The sequence below is a fragment of the Microbacterium sp. Au-Mic1 genome (assembly GCF_021341785.1).
In the GTDB taxonomy this organism is placed as follows: Bacteria; Actinomycetota; Actinomycetes; order Actinomycetales; family Microbacteriaceae; genus Microbacterium.
In genome coordinates this window covers 165,330-183,438 of sequence record NZ_JAJTTF010000002.1, presented here as the reverse complement: position 1 = coordinate 183,438, position 18,109 = coordinate 165,330, and the positions used below count along the sequence as shown (strand labels likewise).

Genomic DNA, 18,109 nt, shown 5'->3' with positions numbered 1-18,109 from the left:
ACGTCACACCCTCTCCGCTGCCCGAGGAGCACATCATCAGTTCGCGAGCCCCCGAAACCGCGCACCCGTCTGCCCGCACGACAGAATCCCCCTCCGCGACCGCCGGCCCCGCCGCGCCCCGTTCGCGCCGGGAGATGAGGGAGCAGGCCGCCGCACAGGCGCCCGCCACCGTGCAGACGCCGGCCCCTGCCGACACCGCGAGCGCTCCGTCCGAGCCGGCCCAGCGACGGCTGTTCGACCCCACCGCACCGCAGGCGCACATCCCCGCACCACCGCAGGCCCCCGAGCCGACGACCCGCTCCGCAGCCCCCGAGCAGCTGCCTGCGCACATCGTCCCCGCCGGCAAGCGTCCCCGCCGCGGTGCCAGGAACATCGGGCGCAGCACCGGTGCCGCCCTCGCGATCTCAGCGCTCGTCGTCGGCACGGCGCTCCCCGCCCTCGGCATGGTCCGCGCGAGCGACGCCAAGCCCGCCACCAGCGCTGCCGCCGACATCCGGGCGCAGTCCTTCACGGCCGCAGGCGGCGTGCTCCCCGATGTGCAGGTCCACGGCACGTTCACGGCGACCACCCCCTCGGAACTCAGCGCGATGCAGGCTGCGACCGCTGCCGCCGAGCGCACCGGAGTCGCGTCGATCGCCAAGCCGGGTCAGGTCATCTACCCGATGGCCGCAGGCTCCTACACCCTGACCGACGGCTTCGGCGCGGCCCGCACCGGGCGCAGCCACATGGGACAGGACTTCGCGGCCGGCATCGGCACCCCGATCTACGCCGTCGCAGACGGCTGCGTCACGCTCTCCTCCGAGAGCTACCAGGGCTACGGCGTCACCGTCGAGATCGCGCACCCGTCCCTGAGCGGCAGCAACGCCGTCTCCACCCTCTACGGGCACATGACCTACGGCAGCCGCGCGGTCCAGGCCGGCGAGTGCGTCACCGCGGGTCAGTTCATCGGCCGCGTCGGCGACACCGGCTGGACCGTCGGATCCTGCCTGCACTTCGAGGTGCACATCAACGACAGCGCCATCGACCCGCTCGCCTGGCTGCAGTCGAACGTCTTCTGATCCGAACGCGGATCAGAAGAAGAGGCCCTCGCATCCGCGGGGGCCTCTTCTCGTTCCGGCCTCCCGACCCGCCGCTCAGTGATGAGCGTGCGGATCGACGAGCGGCAGCTCGGCACCGACCCCGTGATCGTGCCTGCCGCCGTTGGCCGCAGCATCGGTCTGCGCCAAGCCCGGCGTGGCGAGCGCGGCGACGAGGACGGCCCCCAGGACCACCCCCGCCGCCCGCGATCGGGGCTTCCGGGCCGGCTCCTCCCCAGTGCCGGCCCGCGCCTCCCCCGCTTCCCGCGTCCGCGCCGCCATCGCTCCCGACGCGACGGTCAGTGCGGACGAGGTCCCTATCGCGATCACCGGTGCGCCGCCCAGGAGGGCAACAGCCCCCAGCAGCACGACGATGATCGCGCCGATCGCCGCGCCTCTTCCCCGGAGGATCCGACCGGCGCGCAGCACCGCGACTCCCCAGCCGAGCTCGGCGAGTCCGGCGAGCAGCATCGGCGCGAGCAGCAGGCTGCCGGGCCACAGCGCACCGGAACGGGTGATCGCGGCGCCGACCGCGAGGTGGATGAGGCCCGCGCCCCAGGCGAGGAGCGCGGGCCAGCTGCGCAACATGATGAGCTCAGGCCATCGCCTCGCGGGAAGCGCTGCGCTCGACCCCCAGCCCGACCGCGAGCAGCAGCAGCGCGCTCGCGAGGTGCAGGAAGTGGTCGAACGTGTTCAGCGCGAGGATGTTCGCCGCGGTTCCCACGAGGAAGAACCCGACGATGCCCAGCAGCAGATACGCGGCCCCGATCACGGTGTTGGCGCCCTTCGCGGCCCTCGTGGAGACGAGGCCCGAGATCAGGAGCACCGCGCCGATGAGCAGGTGCGCCACGTTGTGCAGGGGGTTGACCATGAAGATGCCGAGCAGCATTCCTCCCTGGGTCGCCAGGAAGGACACTCCCCCGGTGACGGCGAAGCCGAGTGCCCCCACGACGATGTAGACGGCGCCGAAGACGACGGCGATCAGACGGTTCGGTGACGAACGCATTTCTCCTCCTCGCGTGCGGCACGGTGCCGCTCACCCTCTGTTCGGAGCCCGCGCCCGATCGGATGGGGATGGATCCTGCTGCCTCCCGGGCGCGTGCCGCGAGGTGGCATCCGCTCGTCTCATCGAGCGACTCGGGCGCGCTCACGATGCTCGGGAGCGCATGTCGGAGCGCAGAGGCCGCTCATGCGAGCGCTCCCCGAGTGTTAACGCGCGCGTTGTTGTCCAGCCCCCGTCGGCATGGTTGCATCGGTCCTCATGACAGATGAAACACATCTCCACCGCCACGCCGACGCCCCGCAGCCCCGCTGGTGCTCGTGCGCCGTCCCGGACGACGTGGAGCAGGAGCGTCGCTCAGGGCTGAGCCGACGCGGATTCCTCACCGGCGTCTCCGCCGCGAGCGCCCTCGCCGCCGCCGGCTGGGTCGCCACCAGCTCCGAGCCGGCGTCCGCAGCGGCAGGCGGTGTCGGCAAGTCCGTGACCATCACTATCATGGGCTCGTCCGACATCCACTCGCACGCGGTGAACTGGGACTACTACAAGGACGCGGCGTACTCCGACAAGGCCGGCAACGTCGTCGGTCTGTCGCGCGTCTCGAGCGTCGTGAACCAGATCCGCGCCGACCGCGGACAGGACCGCACCCTGCTGTTCGACGCCGGCGACACGATCCAGGGCACCCCGCTCGGCTTCTACTACGCGACGGTGGATCCGATCACGAAGAGCGGCGCGATCCATCCCATGGCCGCGCAGATGAACGCGATCGGCTACGACGCCGTGGCGCTCGGCAACCACGAGTTCAACTACGGGCTCGACTTCCTCGACACGTGGATCTCGCAGATGAAGGCGCCGGTCCTCGGCGCGAATGCTGTGCGTGCGGGAACGACCGTGCCCGCCTACACGCCGTACACGATCAAGACGCTGCATCCCAAGGGCGCCAAGCCGATCCGCGTCGGCGTGCTCGGCCTCACCAACCCGGGCATCGTCATCTGGGACAAGGCGAACGTGAGCGGCAAGCTCGAGGTCCTGGACATCGTCGAGACCGCGAAGCGCTGGGTGCCCGTGATCCGCGCCCAGGGCGTGGACGTGCTGGTCGTGAGCGTGCACTCCGGCGACAGTGGCACCTCGTCGTACGGTGACGCGCTGCCGAACGAGAACGCCGCGGGTCTGCTCGCCGAACAGGTCCCCGGCATCGACGCGATCCTGTTCGGGCACGCGCACAAGGACATCCCGCAGCGCTTCGTGACCAACGCGACGACCGGACAGCAGGTCGTGCTGAGCGAACCGATGTGCTGGGGCCAGCGCCTGAGCGTGTTCGACATCGAGCTGCAGCAGGTCAAGGGTCAGTGGACGGTCGTGTCGAAGAAGTCCACGAACGTCAACACGAACACGGTCGAGGACGACCCGGCGCTCGTCTCCCTCATCCAGGCACAGCACGACGCCGTGGTCGCGTACGTCAACAAGCCGGTGGCGAACTCCACGGAGGAGCTGTCCGCCGCCGAGTCCTGCTGGAAGGACACCGCGATCCTCGACTACGTGAACAAGGTGCAGGTCGACACCGTGTCGCAGGCGATCGCCGGCACGGCGGAGGCATCGCTGCCGATCGTGTCGATCGCGGCGCCCTTCAACCGGCAGGCCACCTTCCCGGCCGGGGAGGTCACGATCCGAGACGTCGCGGGACTGTACATCTACGACAACACGCTCATGGCCTCGGTGCTCACCGGTGCGCAGATCAAGGACTACCTGGAGTACTCGGCGAAGTACTTCCAGCAGGTGGCCCCCGGCGCCCCGGTGGATCCGGCGAGCTGGACGAACGCGCTGAACACCCCGGACTACAACTACGACCAGTTCTCCGGAGTGACCTACGACGTCGACATCGCGCAGCCGCAGGGATCCCGGATCCAGAACCTGTCCTGGAACGGCGCGCCCGTCGACCCGGCGCAGAAGTTCGTGGTCGCGGTGAACAACTACCGCCAGTCCGGCGGCGGCGGCTTCCCGCACATCGCGACCGCGCCGGTCGTCTACAACGCGCAGGTCGCGATCCGTGAGGCCATCGTGGCCTACGCCTCGGCCGCCGGCACGATCGACCCGGCCGATTTCCACGTCGTGAACTGGCAGCTCACGCGCGCCGGAACCCCGGTCTTCTGATCGCCGACGACGCCCTCCGTCCCGGCGTCGGGACGGAGGGCGTCGTCGTCCCGCCGCTACTTCACCGAGGGCGGAGCCGGGATCGCGTAGCCGGACGGGGCGATGTTCGCGTCCAGGGACTTCTTCCACGCGCCGGAGGAGATGAACTCCTTGAGCGCGGCGCGCACCGTGTCGAGCCTGTTGTCGCCCTGCTTGAGACCGACGCCGTAGTTCTCGTCGGTGAAGCCCTTGCCGATCACGCGCAGCACGCCCTTGTACTCGGGCTGGGTCGCGAAGCCGGCGAGGATGAGGTCGTCGGTCGACACCGCATCGACCGTGCCCGCCGCCAGATCGCGAACGCATTCGGACCAGGACGGCACCTTCACGACGGTGATCTTCCCCTGATAGTGCGACGTGAGGTAGTCGATCGAGGTCGTGCCGGCGGCCGCGCACACCTTCTTCCCGTCCAGGGTCTCCGGACCGGTGATCGTGTCGTCGTTGCGGCGGATGAGCAGATCCTGATGGGCCACGAAGTACGGCCCCGCGAAGGCGATCTCCTTCTCCCGTTCGGCCGTGATCGAGAAGGTCGAGACGACGAGGTCGACCTTGCCCGAGGTGAGCGCGCTCACCCGCTCGTCCTGGTCGATGCGCTGCCACGTGATGTTCTTCGTCGGCACGCCGAGCTTGCCCGCGACGTAGTTGGCCGTGTCGATGTCGAAGCCCGCGTACCCGGACTCGGTCTTGAGGCTCACCCCCGGCAGATCGTCGGCGATGCCGATCGTGAGCGTGCCGGAACCGGTCGCGCTGTTGTCGCCGGTGTTCTGCGGGGTCGCGGAGGAGCAGCCCGCGACGAGCACCGATGCGGCGACGAGGCCGAGCGCGACGGCGCTGAGACGGCGCATGTCACCGTCCCCCTTCGCTCTTGCCGGTCCCGCCCTCATGCGGGTTCTTGTCCGGCTCCTCGAGGTTGTCCCATTCGTGCGCTTCGATCTCGACGGGTCCGATGTCGATGCCGTGGTGGTCCGCTTCGTCCTCATCGCGCTCGTGCACGTCGAACTGGACGGTGCCGATGGCGGCGATCGATTCGGTGCGCGGGCCGGGTTCCCGAGGCGGATAGCGCAGGCCCGTGTCGGTCCACTTGCTGAGCATCCGGCCGTCGGTGTGCGCGACGACCCGCCCCTTCACGATCAGCCAGCCGAGCTCGAAGATCACGAGCAGCACCGGGATCCCGACGACCACCACGACGAATCCGGTCTTGTGCCAGAAGTACGGCGACGCCTGCCAGCCCGAGATCGCCATGCCGACGATCACGAACACGAGGAAGGCAAGCCCCAGGTAGCTCGTCCACGGCGTGCCGGGCGCGCGGAACGTGCTCGGCGGCAGCACGCCCCGGTCGCTCAGTCTTCGCAGACGCAGCTGGCAGATGAAGATCGTGCCCCAGGTGAACACCACCGCGATCGAGGCCGCCTCCAGCGCGATCTCGAAGGCGTCGGGGCTCACCGCGTTCAGGATGGATCCGAACACGTAGACGACCGCGGTCATCACGATGCCGGCCCACGGGACGCCGGACTGACTCATCTTCAGCGTGAAGCCCGGGGCCTGCTTCGCCATGCCGAGACTGCGCAGCACCCGCCCGGTCGTGTACAGCCCGGAGTTCAGCGACGACATCGCCGCGACGATGAGGATCGCCTGGATCACGTTGGCCATCCACGGGATGCCCATCCGCCCGAACACGGTCACGAACGGGCTGATGCCCGGAGTGAACTCGCTCGTCGGCAGGATGCAGACCAGCAGCAGCAGCGCGCCGCAGTAGAAGACGCCGATGCGGACGATGACCGCGTTCACGGCCTTCGGCACCTCGCGCTTCGGATCCTCCATCTCGCCCGCCGCGATGCCGACCATCTCGATGGCCGCGTACGCGAAGACGACGCCGGACATCACGATGATCGGCCCGTACCAGGCGAACCCGTCGCCGGTGGGCCAGAACCCGCCGGGGTTGGACCAGAGATTCTGGATCCCCGCGCGATGACCGCCGACGTCGAAACTGAACGCGACGACGATGATGCCGACCACGAGGAAGACGATGATCGCGGTGACCTTGAGCACCGATGCCCAGAACTCGAACTCGCCGAAGGCCTTCGCGGAGAGCAGGTTGACGACCAGCACGACGGCGAGTGCGATGAGCACCGTCGCCCACGTGGGCATCTGGGGCCACCAGTACTGGATGTAGAGGCCGACGGCGCTGAGCTCGGCGATGCCGGTGAGCGCCCAGTTCGTCCAGTACATCCAGCCCGTGTAGTACGCGGCCTTCTCTCCGAAGAACTCGCGCATCCACGACACGAAGGCGCCGGACGTGGTGCGATACAGCACGAGCTCTCCGAGCGCACGCATGAGGAAGTAGGCGATGACGCCGACGAACGCGTAGCTGAGCACGAGCGCGGGGCCGTTGCTGTGCAGCCGGGAGGCGGATCCCAGGAACAGGCCCGTCCCGATCGCACCGCCGATCGCGATCATCTGCACCTGGCGGCGGTTCAGGCTCTTCTTGTACCCGGCCTGCTCCGCGTCGTGCTCTGCGCCGTGGTCTTCGGCGTGCGTGAGATTGCCGGCATCGGTCTGCGACATGCGATTCCCCCCTGTCGTTCACCCGTGTCACCGGTGGGGCGGGTCGCAGGACGGCTCGGAGCATCGGCGCTGACGTGGTACCGAGGATGGCACGTTTTCTGGACCGAGGGCAATGGATCCGCGGCGCGTTCCCGTTCCTGTGCTCAGCCCTGTCGCTCGGCGATGTCCTTCACGGTGCGCACGAGGCTGTCCCACATCGTCGTCGAGTGCAGGGCCGCCGCCTCATCGGGGTTGTTGTCCTGACTCAGCGTGAACTCGACCGGGCGGTCCCCGCTGATCGTCCAGGTCAGCGTGTGGTAGTTCTCCGGGACGTCCGGCTTCCCGGTGAGCGGGCTGAAGTGCGTGCAGACGAGCCGCCGGCCCGGGTCGGCCTCCAGGATCACACCCCTGTCCTCATAGGCGCGCCCCTCCCACTCCCCCTGCCAGCGGATCGGCGCCCCGACGGTCCAGTCCGTGACGACCGTGGTGCCGAACATGAACTCCCGGACCGCATCGGGGTCTGTCAGCACCTCCCACACGCGGTCGGGGGATGCATCGATCGTGATGCTCGCTGTGGCCACATGATCCTCGGACATGCTCGACTCCCGTTCGTTCGGCTCCCGCCCCATGATCCGCCGAAATCCGAGACGCGTACAGAGCCGCGCTCCTCGCACCGGCGTCCCCGACGCACGGCATGATGAACTCGAGGATCCGGATCCGGACCCGTGCGGACGAAAGGGCTCAGCGCATGACAGGCGACGACATGCAGGACTGGGTGCAGGCGCGCGCCGACGAGCTCCCCGGCGTCACGGTGGATCAGCCGTTCGGACCCGAGGTCGATGTGTTCCGCGTGCGCGGGCTGATGTTCATGGCGCTCTCGCCGTCGACCCGCACGGGGGTGACGCTCAAGTCGGCTCCGGCGGATGCCGAAGCCCTGCGCGCCACGTACCCGGCGATCATCCCCGGCTACCACATGAACAAGCGCCACTGGATCACGCTGCGTGCCGACGGCAGCCTCGAGCGGGGGCTGGTCGAGGAGCTCGTCACCGAGGCCTATCGCCTCGTCGTCGCGAAGCTGCCGCGGGCGCAGCGCCCGGTGGATCCTGAGGTCTTCGGACGGCTCTGAACGGAGTCCGTCCTCGGCGACGCGCACGCCGGCGAGGCCGATCCGCTTGTATCAGAAGCGGCCGTCCTGACTCCTTGTCATCGCTGGATCCCAGCACGATGAGAGTCAGGGTGATCAGGATGAACGAGCTGTTCCGCTTCATGGTGATGCGTCCGGCGGATCTGCCCGCCGCGGCCGACGTGCACACGCTCAACGCCCACGCGATCGACATCGGCGACGGCGCGTCCGCCCTTCGGCGTTCGGCGAAGGCGCTCCTCCAGTCCGATGCCGCGGTGCGCACCGTCACCGAGGATCCGCTGGGCGTCGCGGCCCGTGACGTCGCGACCGCGGTCGGGGTGGCGCGCATGGCGAACGCCGATGCGGAGGCGGTGATCCTCGCAGCGACAGGGCGCGCATCGACGGCAGTGGCATCGGGAGGGGACTTCGCCGCCTACCGCCAGCGCGTCGAGGACACGCTGATCGCTGCGAAGGCGCTCTCCGACTCCTCGGGCACCGACGCGCGCGGCCTGGCGACGGTCGCGCAGGGTCTCGACGTCATCGCGCGGACGGCGCACGGCGACCCCGAGATCGCCGTGCGCCCGCTCGTCATGCCGGCGAGCCTGCCGAAGACGGACAGACCCGCATCCGAGACGCCCCCGCAGGGCCCGGCTCCGGCGCCGGCCGGGCCAGACGATGGCAGGATCCGCGCCGAGATCGATCGCCTGGACCGTGCGATCGCCGCGCTGGGCGGGCTCTCCGCCTCGGGCTTCGCCGCGCAGACCCGTTCGGCGGCACCCCGGCCGCAGACCCGCACGACACGAGCCGCCGGCGACGGCGGCACGGCGCGCACGAGCACCGCGCGGACGGACACGGAGAGCTCCGGGTCCGTCACCCCGCGGATCCCCTGGGTCCTCGACACGACCACCGTCCAGAAGCTGCCGACCGCGGTACGCAGCACCCTGCGGGGGCTGTCGCTCGACGTCGCCACCGCGCCTCTGCCCGTCATGCTGCGGACATTGGACGAGGCGCGGGGATCGCTCCTGACATCGCTCACCGTGCCGATCTCCGCGGTCTCCGCCGTCTCCCTCGTGGGCAGTGCGCTGGTGCAGACCTCAGGCGCCGCCGATCTCGTCGGCGATCCCGCGACCGGCATGCCGACCGGGCACGGATCCATCCGTCCCGTCGGGGTCGGCGACCTGCTGCTCGTCAAGGAGCACGTCCTGCGCTACGAGGGCGGCGAACTCGCGCACGTCGAGAACGTGCTGAAGTCCGAGCACCTCGACCGCGAGACGCGGCGTCTCGAGCGCACCGAGACCACCATCCTCACCGAGCAGGAGACCACCAAGGAGGAGGAGCGCGACACGCAGTCGACGGACCGGTTCTCGCTCAGCCGCGAGACCAGTTCCACGATCAAGGACGACACCCAGTTCAAGGCGGGTCTGTCCGTGGACGCGAAGTACGGGCCGTTCGTGGAGGTCAAGGCCAACGCCGACTTCGCCACGAACCACTCGTCGGAGGAGTCGACCAAGCAGGCGTCGGAGTTCAGCAAGGACGTCGTCGCCCGCTCGGTCAGCAAGGTCGTCGACCGGGTGCTCGAGCGGCGCACGACCACGACGCTGAACGAGTTCGAGGAGAAGTACTCGCACGGCTTCGACAACACCACGGGAACGGGCAACATCTCCGGTGTGTACCAGTGGGTGGACAAGGTGCTGCAGGCGCAGGTCTACAACTACGGCAAGCGCATGCTCTTCGACGTCACGCTGCCGGAACCGGGCACCGCCTTCATCGTCGCGCAGACCAAGGGCAAGCTCGAGGGGCAGACCTTCACCGCGCCGGTGCCGTTCACCCTCACGCCGACGCAGGTCACAGAGGGCAACTACGCGTTCTGGGCGCACCAGTACGACGTCACCGGGATCGAGGCGCCGCCGCCCCCGGTCAAGACGTTCAGCAAGGCGTACGACGGCACCGTGCCGCAGGATCCGTACGAGTTCAGCAAGTCGGCCGACATCGTGATCGACGACGGCTACCAGGCGAAGTACGCCCTGTGGACGGCGGCGTGGTACTCCTACTCGGGCAACGCCTGGTATCTGATCATCGGCAACAACGCGCTCGACGTCTTCACCGACTCGACGTACGTGGACATGTCCGGCGAGGTGGGATCCGTCTCGATCGCCACCTATGGCTGGAAGGTCCGCGACTTCGCGACGACCGTCGAGATCTTCTGCGAGCGCACCGCGCGTGCGATGACGGCCTGGCAGCTGAAGACGCACGCCGCGCTCACCCAGGGCTACCTCGCGAAGCAGCAGGCCTACCAGTCGCAGCTCGACGAGGCGGCAGCCGTTGCCGGCGTCGTCATCTCCGGCCGCAACCCGATGTGGAACTCGCGGATCGTGACGACGGAGCTGCGCAAGCAGTGCCTCACGCTGCTGACCGCACAGCAGTTCGACGCGTTCGGCGCTCTGCAGACCTCCGCCGAGGGGTATCCGCAGCCGGATCTGCCGCGCAGCGAGCAGCAGATGCCGTATGTGCGCTTCTTCGAGCAGGCCTTCGAGTGGGAGCACGTCGTCTACTTCTTCTACCCGTACTTCTGGGGCTGGAAGCCCGCCTGGTCGCACCGGATGCTGCTCGACGACGTCGACACCGAGTTCGCCGACTTCCTGAGGGCGGGCGCCGGCCGCGTGGTCTTCCCGGTGCGGCCGGGGTTCGAGGCCGCGGTCGTGCACTACCTGGAGACCGGGGAGATCTGGAACGGCGGACCCGCACCGGACATCTCCAGCTCCCTGTACGTGCCGATCGTCAAGGAGATCCAGGAGGCGACCGGAGCACCCGGCGACGAGGTGCCGGTCGGCGACCCGTGGCTGGTGCGGCTGCCCACGACGCTCGCCAAGCTGCGCGCCGACGACGCGCTGCCGACCTGGACGAAGGTCGGAGAGGACTGGCAGCCGTCGAACTAGCGGCGACCGCCCCGAGGGCGGCAGTCGCCGACGACGACCGGCAGGAGGTCGAGTCATGCGCAACCACATCATCATGGCCGGGGTGGACTGGGAGTTCCAGGGGGTGGACTTCCAGGTCCTGGCCACGAACCGCCGCAAGTACCTCACGCGGCAGAACACCGCGAAGGCGGATCTGCGGTTCCTCATGATGGACGTCCGAGCGGGCCAGGTGACGCGCGTGGACGTCACGTATCCAGGCGGCACGAAGACCGAGACGTCGAGCGTCGTGGCGACGTTCGGGGCGGTCGCCCGCTCGAGCATCGGCACGTTCACCGACTCCGCCGGGGTGAGCCGCACGGGCTTCAAACCGGGCCAGTTCAGCGTGATGTCGATCACGGATCTGTACGCGGCAGTCCGCGACATCGGCCAGAACGCGCCGGGCACGCTCCAGGAGGTGAGCTTCTTCGGGCACGGCTGGATGGGCGGGCTGATCCTGGTCAACAGCTTCGACGACCGCTCCCCGATCATCCCCGTGCCCTCCACAGGCGGGGCACCGACCACGATCACGGCCACGCTCGGGCCGACCCAGCGGGATCCGAACGACAAGGACTCCCGGGGCGAGTACGACTTCGTCGCGCCGACGCAGGACGCCGCCGCGCTCACGCTCTTCAAGGCGGCGTTCGCCACGGACGGCTTCTCCTGGCTCTGGGGCTGCGCGTTCCCCCGGGTGATCCACCACGCGATGTGGGCGATGGAGGGTGCGAAGGGCTACGCGACGAGCGGGACCGACGACGACACGGTGTTGACGCTCGATCGCGTCGTGAAGGAGGACGTCGACTACATCGAGGGCTTCCTGCTGCCGATCCTGAAGACGCCCTTCCCCTCGCGCTCCACGATCACGACGAAGTTCAAGTTCCTGAAGTACGTGTTCTGCGCGGCCAACGCGTCGGCCTTCGCAGCCCAGTTCGCGACCGCGACCGGCAAGCCGGTCCGCGCCGCGCTGCTCGGCACCTATGCGGAGTACGACGATCCGACGGACATGATGCACGTGCACACCGGCTTCACCGCGCACGTCGCGTTCTACAAGAACTACGTGGGCATGTCGATGGATCCGGAAGGGCGCGGCTACGGCGTGTATCAGCCGGGGCTGACCTGTACGGCTCCCTCGGTTCCGTGACCCGCCCTCAGTCGGGAACGATCACTCCGGTCGGTGGGATGACGTGAGCAGCATCCGAATTCCCGCCTGCGCCACGGCGACCCGACGCGGCAGGGAAGCCCACTTGTCCTCGAGCCCGGACAGGACCTGCGCACCGACGAAGATCTCGTTCAACACCTCGGCGGTCGCACGCACCTCGAGAGAGGCAGCCATCGATCCGTCCGCGACGCCGTCGCTCAGGATGGCCGAGGCCACATCGACCCACGCGGCGTAGGGCGGGCTGGAGTCGACCTCCAGCCCCGTCGCGGGCTGCATCGAGAGGCGGATCCCCGCCTGCACGAGCTCATCCGTCGCGATCAGCTCTGCGAGGCCCTCGAACAGCCCGAGGATGCAGTCCAGACCGGAGTCAGAACGGGCCCGAACGTCGGAGAGGACCTGCGCCATGCGCTCCTGCTCGACGGCGAGGACCGCACGAGCCACGTCATCCTTGTTCCCGAAGTGGAAGTACAGCGACCCCTGACTGATCCCGGCTTCTTCGGCGATGTCCTTCAGCCGGGCGTCGGCGTACGCCATCCGCGAGAACACCGCTCCGGCGGCGACCAGCAATGCGCGCTGCGTCTCCAAGCCATTCGCTCGCTTCGCGGCCTTCGCCTCCATCGCGCCTCCCGGTCCTTGCGTCGACAGCGGGGTGTCGAGCCCCCTACATCGTAGGTTCCTGTCACGGACTTGCCGCGATCATCGGCGGAACGCGACCCGTGCCGCCCGCTCGCGTGCTGAGGAGTTCCCGTACCGCCCGATCGGTACGGGAACTCCGGGCGGTGCGGCAACACCCCCTGCCGCTCAGCGCTGACGCGGTCACCACATGCCCCCGGGTGACCTTCTTGCGCTCACCGCCACTCCGATCATCCCGAGCCGCGCGCGGCGGACTCACGAAGATCCTAATCATACTAAGTCAGCCGTCCAACTAATGAGGACAGGTCTGCTCAGGGAATGTCGACGCGATGGTTCTGCGGCGCGCCTGTCTCAGACCAGGAAGGGAACTCGGCGCCACGACACGGACGAGCTCCGCTCGAACTGATCCCGAAGAGTGGGACAGGAACACGCGTTGGCACCATGTACAAGCATTACCTGCGCCTGTTCGGCGACGACCACGCCGACGACATGGCCTGCCTCGCCGCCGTGGCGAGCCACCCCGCGCTCGCGCTGGTCGTCAGCATGAACGGCTAGACCGGATCGGAGGATACAACCCCGTCGTTCGAGACGTGCTCCGTCCAGCGCGTTCCATCCCACCATCTGTGCTGATGCCGCCCGTGTGGGTCAGTTGCCCACTGAGCAGGCACGGGCGGTGGAGGGGGTGGAGCGGTGGGGGCAGCGGGTGCTTGGGTCACGGTCGCCTGTGCGCTCGTCGCGCTGGTGGCTGATGAGGATTTCCCCTCGCGCATCCGTGCTGCCTCGTTCGTGACGTCCGCCTTGGCACGGTCCATCGCCGCAATCGCTCGGTCGACGTTCGCTTTCGCCCGCGCGTACGGCTGCAACACAGCAGCCTGATTGGACGAAAGCCGACGCCCCTCAGCCGCGCGACCTCGCGCGATCGCAGCGCGCGTCTTGCTGCCGACGAACATGCCCACGGTCTGCCCCGACGCACGGTTCTTCAACTTGGCATCCTGGAACTGCTCACGGATTGACCGCTCTGCTTCGGTGAGCTCCCGCTTGTAGTCGCGCAGATCACGTATGCCGTTGGAGATGACGCGCTTAGCTTCGGCCAAGTCGCCCGCGTCTGCCGCGCGCTGAGCTTCCTTCTCTGTGATTGCCGCAATGTCCAGGATGCGCTTGTTCAAATCGTTCTTCCCCACGGCCACATCTTGGCAGACGCCCGCTCAGCCACCCGCGATCTGACGCCCGATCAGTTTGAAGTCGTGCCCCCACCCCTTGCCGCGGTCCCCGAGCACGCCCTGAACACCTGCAATCGCAACGAGATCCCAATACCGCTGCAAGCTATCGGCCATGCGCTCGTTGAGCTTGCGGTAGAACTCATCGGAGAGCGAGTAGTCACCGATCATGCGTTGGAAGAGGTCGTTCAGTTCGGGCTCATTCTCAAGTGCAACGCGCTCAGCAGCATCCCAGAACACCTGAGGACTTTCCTCACGTTGCGGATTGTCCGCGAGTGCGTCCAGGAAGTAGAAGCGCCCTTCCTGCCCGTATCGGTTGAGCGCGGCGACAAGTGAGAGCCAGACAGGATCGTTGTCTACAGCAGAAAGCGCTTCGTTCACGTAGTGCGGATGCATCGCTCGACCGACGTTCAGTTGGATTGCTTCGCGCAAGAGTCCTTCCATCTTGATGAGGTTGTGTCGGTAATCGTTCCTGAGCACCGCCAGCGGGAGCCATCCGCGAGTAGCCGCCAGATGGTTCAATCCCAGGCCGAGCTTCAGCATCTTCTCAACGCCGATCGAGAGCATCGTCATGATCGGGTCCCGCGTCGTCTCAATGAACACCGCCGTCCTCAGCGCTCGGATGCCATACGCCAGCAGATGCTTCGCTGAATCGGACTCCTGAATGAACTGCAAGCCCTGTAGCACGGACAGGTCGTCATCAAATTGTTTCCCCATGGCCAGATCGTGGCAGAGGAGACGCGGCGCGAGCGGGCGCGACGCACCCGGGGATCAGACGGGGATCGCCTCCGCGCGGCGCGCTCACGCAAACGACAAAACCCCCGATTTACCGGGGGTCTTCGTCTTGCTGGGGTACCTGGACTCGAACCAAGAACAACTGAACCAGAATCAGCCGTGTTGCCAATTACACCATACCCCAAGGGCGAAACCGGAGCCTCGCACCGAGAGTCAAGCTTACCCGAGCTCATCCCGGGATCCAAACCGGGGCGGGATCCCGCGCGCGTCGCGCTCCCCCGCCCCGGTCGGGAATCCGATCAGCCCAGGAACTCGGCCAGTGCGCGGAGCCGGCGCAGGGTCTCGTCCTTGCCGAGCAGCTCCATCGACTCGAACAGCGGCGGCGACACCCGGCGTCCGCTCAGGGCGACGCGCGGCGGACCGTAGGCGACGCGAGGCTTGAGGCCCAGGTCGTCGACCAGCGCCGCCGACAGCGCCTCCTGGATCGCCTCGGGCGTGAACGCGTCGAGCGGCTCCAGCGCCGCGGCGGATGCCAGCAGCACCTCGGCGGCGTTCGCGGGCAGCCCCTTGAGCGCGTCCTCGTCGTACGAGACCCGGTCGGAGAAAAGGAAGCCGAGCAGGCCGGGCACCTCGCCGAGCAGCTGCACGCGCTCCTGCACGAGCGGGGCGGCGCGGAAGGCCAGCACGAGCTGCTCGTGCGTCGGCTCCCCGTCGAACACGTCGGCGGCGGCCAGGTACGGCAGGATCCGCTCGGCGAAGTCCTTCGGCTCGAGCTGGCGGATGTGGTCGCCGTTGATCGACTCGGCCTTCTTCTGGTCGAAGCGGGCCGGGTTCGGGTTCACGTTCACGATGTCGAAGGCGGCGGTGAACTCCTCGAGCGAGAAGACATCGCGGTCGGGGCCGATCGACCAGCCCAGCAGAGCCAGGTAGTTCAGCAGGCCCTCGTGGATGAAGCCGCGCTCGCGGTGCAGGAACAGATCGGCCTGCGGGTCGCGCTTGCTCAGCTTCTTGTTGCCGGTCTCCCCCAGCACGAGCGGCATGTGCGCGAAGCGCGGCACGAACGTGGTGACGCCGGCGTCGATGAGGGCGCCGTAGAGGGCGAGCTGACGCGCGGTCGAGGGCATGAGGTCCTCGCCGCGCAGCACGTGCGTGATGCCCATGAGCGCGTCGTCGACCGGGTTCACGAGCGTGTAGAGCGGTGCGCCGTTCGGGCGCACGACCACGAAGTCCGGGAAGGATCCGGCCGGGAAGGTCACCTCGCCGCGGATGAGGTCGACGTAGGTCACGTCCTCGTCGGGCACGCGCAGGCGGAGCGCGGGCTGACGGCCCTCGGCGCGGAACGCGGCGCGCTGCTCCTCGGTGAGGTCGCGGTCGAAGTTGTCGTAACCGAGCTGCTTCGCGCGGCCGTTCGCCTCGTTGCGGGCGTCGATCTCCTCCGCCGTCGAGTAGCTCTCGTACACCGCACCGGATGCCTTGAGCTTCTCGATCACGCCCTGGTAGATCTCACCGCGCTGCGACTGACGGTAGGGCTCGTGCGGGCCGCCGACCTCGACGCCCTCGTCCCAGTCGATCTCGAGCCAGGTCAGCGCGTCGACGAGCTGGCGGAAGCTCTCCTCGCTGTCGCGCGCGGCGTCGGTGTCCTCGATGCGGAACACCATCTTGCCGCCGGTGTGCCGGGCGTACGCCCAGTTGTACAGCGCGGTGCGGACCATGCCGACATGCGGCAGACCCGTCGGCGAAGGGCAGAAACGGACGCGGACGTCAGCACCGGACGCGGTCGTGGTGCGGGGATCGGGAGTAGCCATAACCCTTCGATTCTAGTTCCGCGCACCACGACGCCCGAGCAAGGGCCCGAGCAGAGTCCGGGGCCGCACGGAGGTTCCCCGCCCGGCCCCGGATCCTGGAATTACTGCGCGACGAGCTGTGCGACGTACCCGGGGACCATGGGGGCGCCCCATCCGGTGGTCAGGTCGTAGCCGTCGGTCGTGGCGTAGCCCGGCACCGCGTTCGGCGTGAGCGAGCCGTCGGCGGCGAGTGCCCACATCCGGTTGCTGTCGAGCACTCCACTCGGCGTCGTGCCGTAGGTGCGCGGCACGACGTCGTTGAACGCCGCGGAGTGGTCGAACGATGCGCTGTACAGCGCCTTGTTCAGGTCGCCGATCGGGCCCTTGCCCGCGGCCGCCCTGGCCTGGTTCGCGATCGCGGTCGCCGCGGCCGCCTGCGGCGAGGCCGCCGATGTGCCGCCGTACACACCCCAGGCCGCGGGCCCCTCCGTGCTCGGGAAGTACGTGTGGTAGACCAGCACGCCGCCGTTCACCGCCGCGTTCCATGCGATGTCCGGCACGCCGCGCGCCCCGCCGACGACGCCGGAGACGCCGTCCTGGAACGCCGGACGCGGATAGATCGTGGACAGGCCCCCGCCCGTGCCGATCTGCAGTCCGCCCTCGTTCCACACGGGCTCGGTGTTGCCGCCCGAGTTCCATGCCCAGTACGCCGGGTTGCGTGCGCCGCTCGCGAGATACGGCACGTCCTGCGTCGGGTTCCACGTCCAGCCGTCTTGCACCTGGGTGCCGCCGACCGAGGTCACGTACGGCGAGACGTTCGGGTAGCTGACTTCGGGCGTGGTGCCCACGGTGGTGGAACGCTTCACGTTCGTGAACCCGGTGGATCCGTTGTCGCCGGACGAAGCGAAGAACGTGTCTCCCTTGGCGAGGCCGCGCTGGAAGGTCTGGTCGAACTTCGTGAACTGCGACTTCGCGGCATTGGCGGATCCGAACGTCTGCTCGTCGGTGCCGAAGGACATCGAGAACACCGTCCCCGACGGGTACTTCTGGATCGCCCAGTCGATCGCCTTCATCAGATTGGGAACCCCCTGGACGCCCTGCGTCTCGGCCGGCGGGGTGGACAGCAGCACGATGTGCGCCTTCGGTGCCATCGCGTACGCCCACTGCACATCGAGGTTAGCCTCACCGGCCCAGCCGGCGGCGGCATTCGGTCCGGATTGGCCGACACCCTTGCCTGTCGGGTTCTTGTAGTCGGGAGTCCCGAGCGGGGAGACCGCCTCGAAGTCGGGCGCGGGCCCCCCGAAGGTCTGCGCGAAGAAGTTCAGGTCGTCGGCGGCGGTCGGGCTGCCGTAGGCGTCCACCAGCACGATCGTCTGTCCGGCGCCGTCGTTGCTGGAGGCGAGCGGACCCAGGCCGTAGTGCGCACGCAGCTGATCCGGCGTGTAGCAGTGGATCGTCGTCGACACGCGGTTGTCCGGCGCAGGGCGCTGACAGGCGATCGCCGCACCGCCGGCATCGGCCTGCGAGGTGAACGCGCTGTCAGGGGCCTGAGCCGCGTACGGCGTGACTGTCGCCGCGGCCGGAGGTGGGGATGAGACCGGCGAGAGCGCGAGCGCGGTCGCTCCCGCCAGCGCCGTGACGCCGAGTGCGGCGAAGAGGGTCCTGGTACGTGACATGCCAACCTCCTTGTTGACGGATCACCC

General features: G+C 68.4%; 15 protein-coding genes and 1 tRNA gene. 5 read left to right on the top strand and 11 right to left on the bottom strand.

The annotated features are described in order from the left end of the window. Positions 1-134 precede the first annotated feature (134 nt). Complete coding sequence (locus tag LXM50_RS03420; protein ID WP_233309840.1) at positions 135-1,058, top strand: M23 family metallopeptidase; 924 nt, start codon at positions 135-137, stop codon at positions 1,056-1,058. A 75-nt stretch (positions 1,059-1,133) separates the two neighbouring features. Here the strand turns inward: LXM50_RS03420 and LXM50_RS03415 are convergent, their stop codons facing one another. Together LXM50_RS03415 and LXM50_RS03410 are read right to left on the bottom strand one after the other, a co-directional pair. Next, positions 1,134-1,664 (bottom strand): hypothetical protein, encoded by a 531-nt coding sequence (locus LXM50_RS03415; RefSeq protein WP_233309839.1) that lies wholly within the window; start codon positions 1,662-1,664, stop codon positions 1,134-1,136. 7 nt (positions 1,665-1,671) lie between these two features. Continuing rightward, entirely contained in the window at positions 1,672-2,082 is a 411-nt protein-coding gene (locus LXM50_RS03410; protein WP_233309838.1) for a DUF4383 domain-containing protein, read from the bottom strand. Between the two features lie 255 nt (positions 2,083-2,337). Between LXM50_RS03410 and LXM50_RS03405 the strand changes: the two genes are divergently transcribed. Next, positions 2,338-4,224, top strand: coding sequence for a bifunctional UDP-sugar hydrolase/5'-nucleotidase (locus tag LXM50_RS03405; RefSeq protein WP_233309836.1), 1,887 nt, complete (start codon positions 2,338-2,340; stop codon positions 4,222-4,224). Between the two features lie 56 nt (positions 4,225-4,280). On the opposite strand, the gene LXM50_RS03400 is transcribed toward LXM50_RS03405, so the two are convergent. From LXM50_RS03400 to LXM50_RS03390, 3 genes are all read right to left on the bottom strand, one after another. Continuing rightward, the gene (locus LXM50_RS03400) at positions 4,281-5,105 is read right to left on the bottom strand and encodes a glutamate ABC transporter substrate-binding protein (RefSeq protein WP_233309834.1); all 825 of its coding nucleotides are present in this window, start codon (positions 5,103-5,105) and stop codon (positions 4,281-4,283) included. A gap of 1 nt (position 5,106) precedes the next feature. Further along, positions 5,107-6,825: an amino acid permease gene (locus tag LXM50_RS03395; RefSeq protein WP_233309832.1), complete on the bottom strand. Its 1,719-nt coding sequence runs from the start codon at positions 6,823-6,825 to the stop codon at positions 5,107-5,109. Between the two features lie 143 nt (positions 6,826-6,968). Then, positions 6,969-7,400: an SRPBCC domain-containing protein gene (locus tag LXM50_RS03390; RefSeq protein ID WP_233309831.1), complete on the bottom strand. Its 432-nt coding sequence runs from the start codon at positions 7,398-7,400 to the stop codon at positions 6,969-6,971. 152 nt (positions 7,401-7,552) lie between these two features. Between LXM50_RS03390 and LXM50_RS03385 the strand changes: the two genes are divergently transcribed. The 3 genes from LXM50_RS03385 to LXM50_RS03375 all read left to right on the top strand — a co-directional run bounded on the left by LXM50_RS03385 (position 7,553) and on the right by LXM50_RS03375 (position 12,019). Continuing rightward, entirely contained in the window at positions 7,553-7,930 is a 378-nt protein-coding gene (locus LXM50_RS03385) for an MmcQ/YjbR family DNA-binding protein (protein ID WP_233309829.1), read from the top strand. A 119-nt stretch (positions 7,931-8,049) separates the two neighbouring features. Further along, a complete protein-coding gene (locus LXM50_RS03380; protein ID WP_233309827.1) occupies positions 8,050-10,863 on the top strand; it encodes a hypothetical protein in 2,814 nt (937 codons plus the stop codon). A gap of 55 nt (positions 10,864-10,918) precedes the next feature. Beyond that, entirely contained in the window at positions 10,919-12,019 is a 1,101-nt protein-coding gene (locus LXM50_RS03375; RefSeq protein ID WP_233309825.1) for a hypothetical protein, read from the top strand. A gap of 21 nt (positions 12,020-12,040) precedes the next feature. On the opposite strand, the gene LXM50_RS03370 is transcribed toward LXM50_RS03375, so the two are convergent. The 6 genes from LXM50_RS03370 to LXM50_RS03345 form a co-directional block, all read right to left on the bottom strand. Further along, positions 12,041-12,622: a TetR/AcrR family transcriptional regulator gene (locus LXM50_RS03370; RefSeq protein ID WP_233309824.1), complete on the bottom strand. Its 582-nt coding sequence runs from the start codon at positions 12,620-12,622 to the stop codon at positions 12,041-12,043. Positions 12,623-13,221: 599 nt separating this feature from the next. Next, on the bottom strand, positions 13,222-13,851 hold the full coding sequence (locus tag LXM50_RS18670; RefSeq protein WP_233309822.1) for a DUF2510 domain-containing protein: 630 nt from the start codon (positions 13,849-13,851) through the stop codon (positions 13,222-13,224). 24 nt (positions 13,852-13,875) lie between these two features. Next, positions 13,876-14,604 carry a hypothetical protein gene (locus LXM50_RS03360; RefSeq protein ID WP_233309821.1) on the bottom strand — a complete coding sequence of 243 codons (729 nt, stop codon included), beginning with the start codon at positions 14,602-14,604 and terminating at the stop codon, positions 13,876-13,878. Between the two features lie 130 nt (positions 14,605-14,734). Beyond that, positions 14,735-14,806 (bottom strand) — tRNA-Gln (locus LXM50_RS03355). A gap of 115 nt (positions 14,807-14,921) precedes the next feature. Further along, positions 14,922-16,427, bottom strand: a complete 1,506-nt coding sequence (gene gltX / locus LXM50_RS03350) for a glutamate--tRNA ligase (RefSeq protein ID WP_233309819.1) — start codon at positions 16,425-16,427, stop codon at positions 14,922-14,924. 101 nt (positions 16,428-16,528) lie between these two features. Continuing rightward, the gene (locus LXM50_RS03345) at positions 16,529-18,082 is read right to left on the bottom strand and encodes a S8 family serine peptidase (RefSeq protein WP_233309818.1); all 1,554 of its coding nucleotides are present in this window, start codon (positions 18,080-18,082) and stop codon (positions 16,529-16,531) included. Between the last annotated feature and the right edge of the window lie 27 nt (positions 18,083-18,109).

Coding starts and splice junctions, on each gene's coding strand:
- LXM50_RS03420 (WP_233309840.1), top strand. CDS start 135: ATGAGGGAGCAGGCCGCCGCACAGGCGCCCGCCACCGTGCAGACGCCG.
- LXM50_RS03415 (WP_233309839.1), bottom strand. CDS start 1,664: ATGTTGCGCAGCTGGCCCGCGCTCCTCGCCTGGGGCGCGGGCCTCATC.
- LXM50_RS03410 (WP_233309838.1), bottom strand. CDS start 2,082: ATGCGTTCGTCACCGAACCGTCTGATCGCCGTCGTCTTCGGCGCCGTC.
- LXM50_RS03405 (WP_233309836.1), top strand. CDS start 2,338: ATGACAGATGAAACACATCTCCACCGCCACGCCGACGCCCCGCAGCCC.
- LXM50_RS03400 (WP_233309834.1), bottom strand. CDS start 5,105: ATGCGCCGTCTCAGCGCCGTCGCGCTCGGCCTCGTCGCCGCATCGGTG.
- LXM50_RS03395 (WP_233309832.1), bottom strand. CDS start 6,825: ATGTCGCAGACCGATGCCGGCAATCTCACGCACGCCGAAGACCACGGC.
- LXM50_RS03390 (WP_233309831.1), bottom strand. CDS start 7,400: ATGTCCGAGGATCATGTGGCCACAGCGAGCATCACGATCGATGCATCC.
- LXM50_RS03385 (WP_233309829.1), top strand. CDS start 7,553: ATGACAGGCGACGACATGCAGGACTGGGTGCAGGCGCGCGCCGACGAG.
- LXM50_RS03380 (WP_233309827.1), top strand. CDS start 8,050: ATGAACGAGCTGTTCCGCTTCATGGTGATGCGTCCGGCGGATCTGCCC.
- LXM50_RS03375 (WP_233309825.1), top strand. CDS start 10,919: ATGCGCAACCACATCATCATGGCCGGGGTGGACTGGGAGTTCCAGGGG.
- LXM50_RS03360 (WP_233309821.1), bottom strand. CDS start 14,604: ATGGGGAAACAATTTGATGACGACCTGTCCGTGCTACAGGGCTTGCAG.
- gltX (WP_233309819.1), bottom strand. CDS start 16,427: ATGGCTACTCCCGATCCCCGCACCACGACCGCGTCCGGTGCTGACGTC.
- LXM50_RS03345 (WP_233309818.1), bottom strand. CDS start 18,082: ATGTCACGTACCAGGACCCTCTTCGCCGCACTCGGCGTCACGGCGCTG.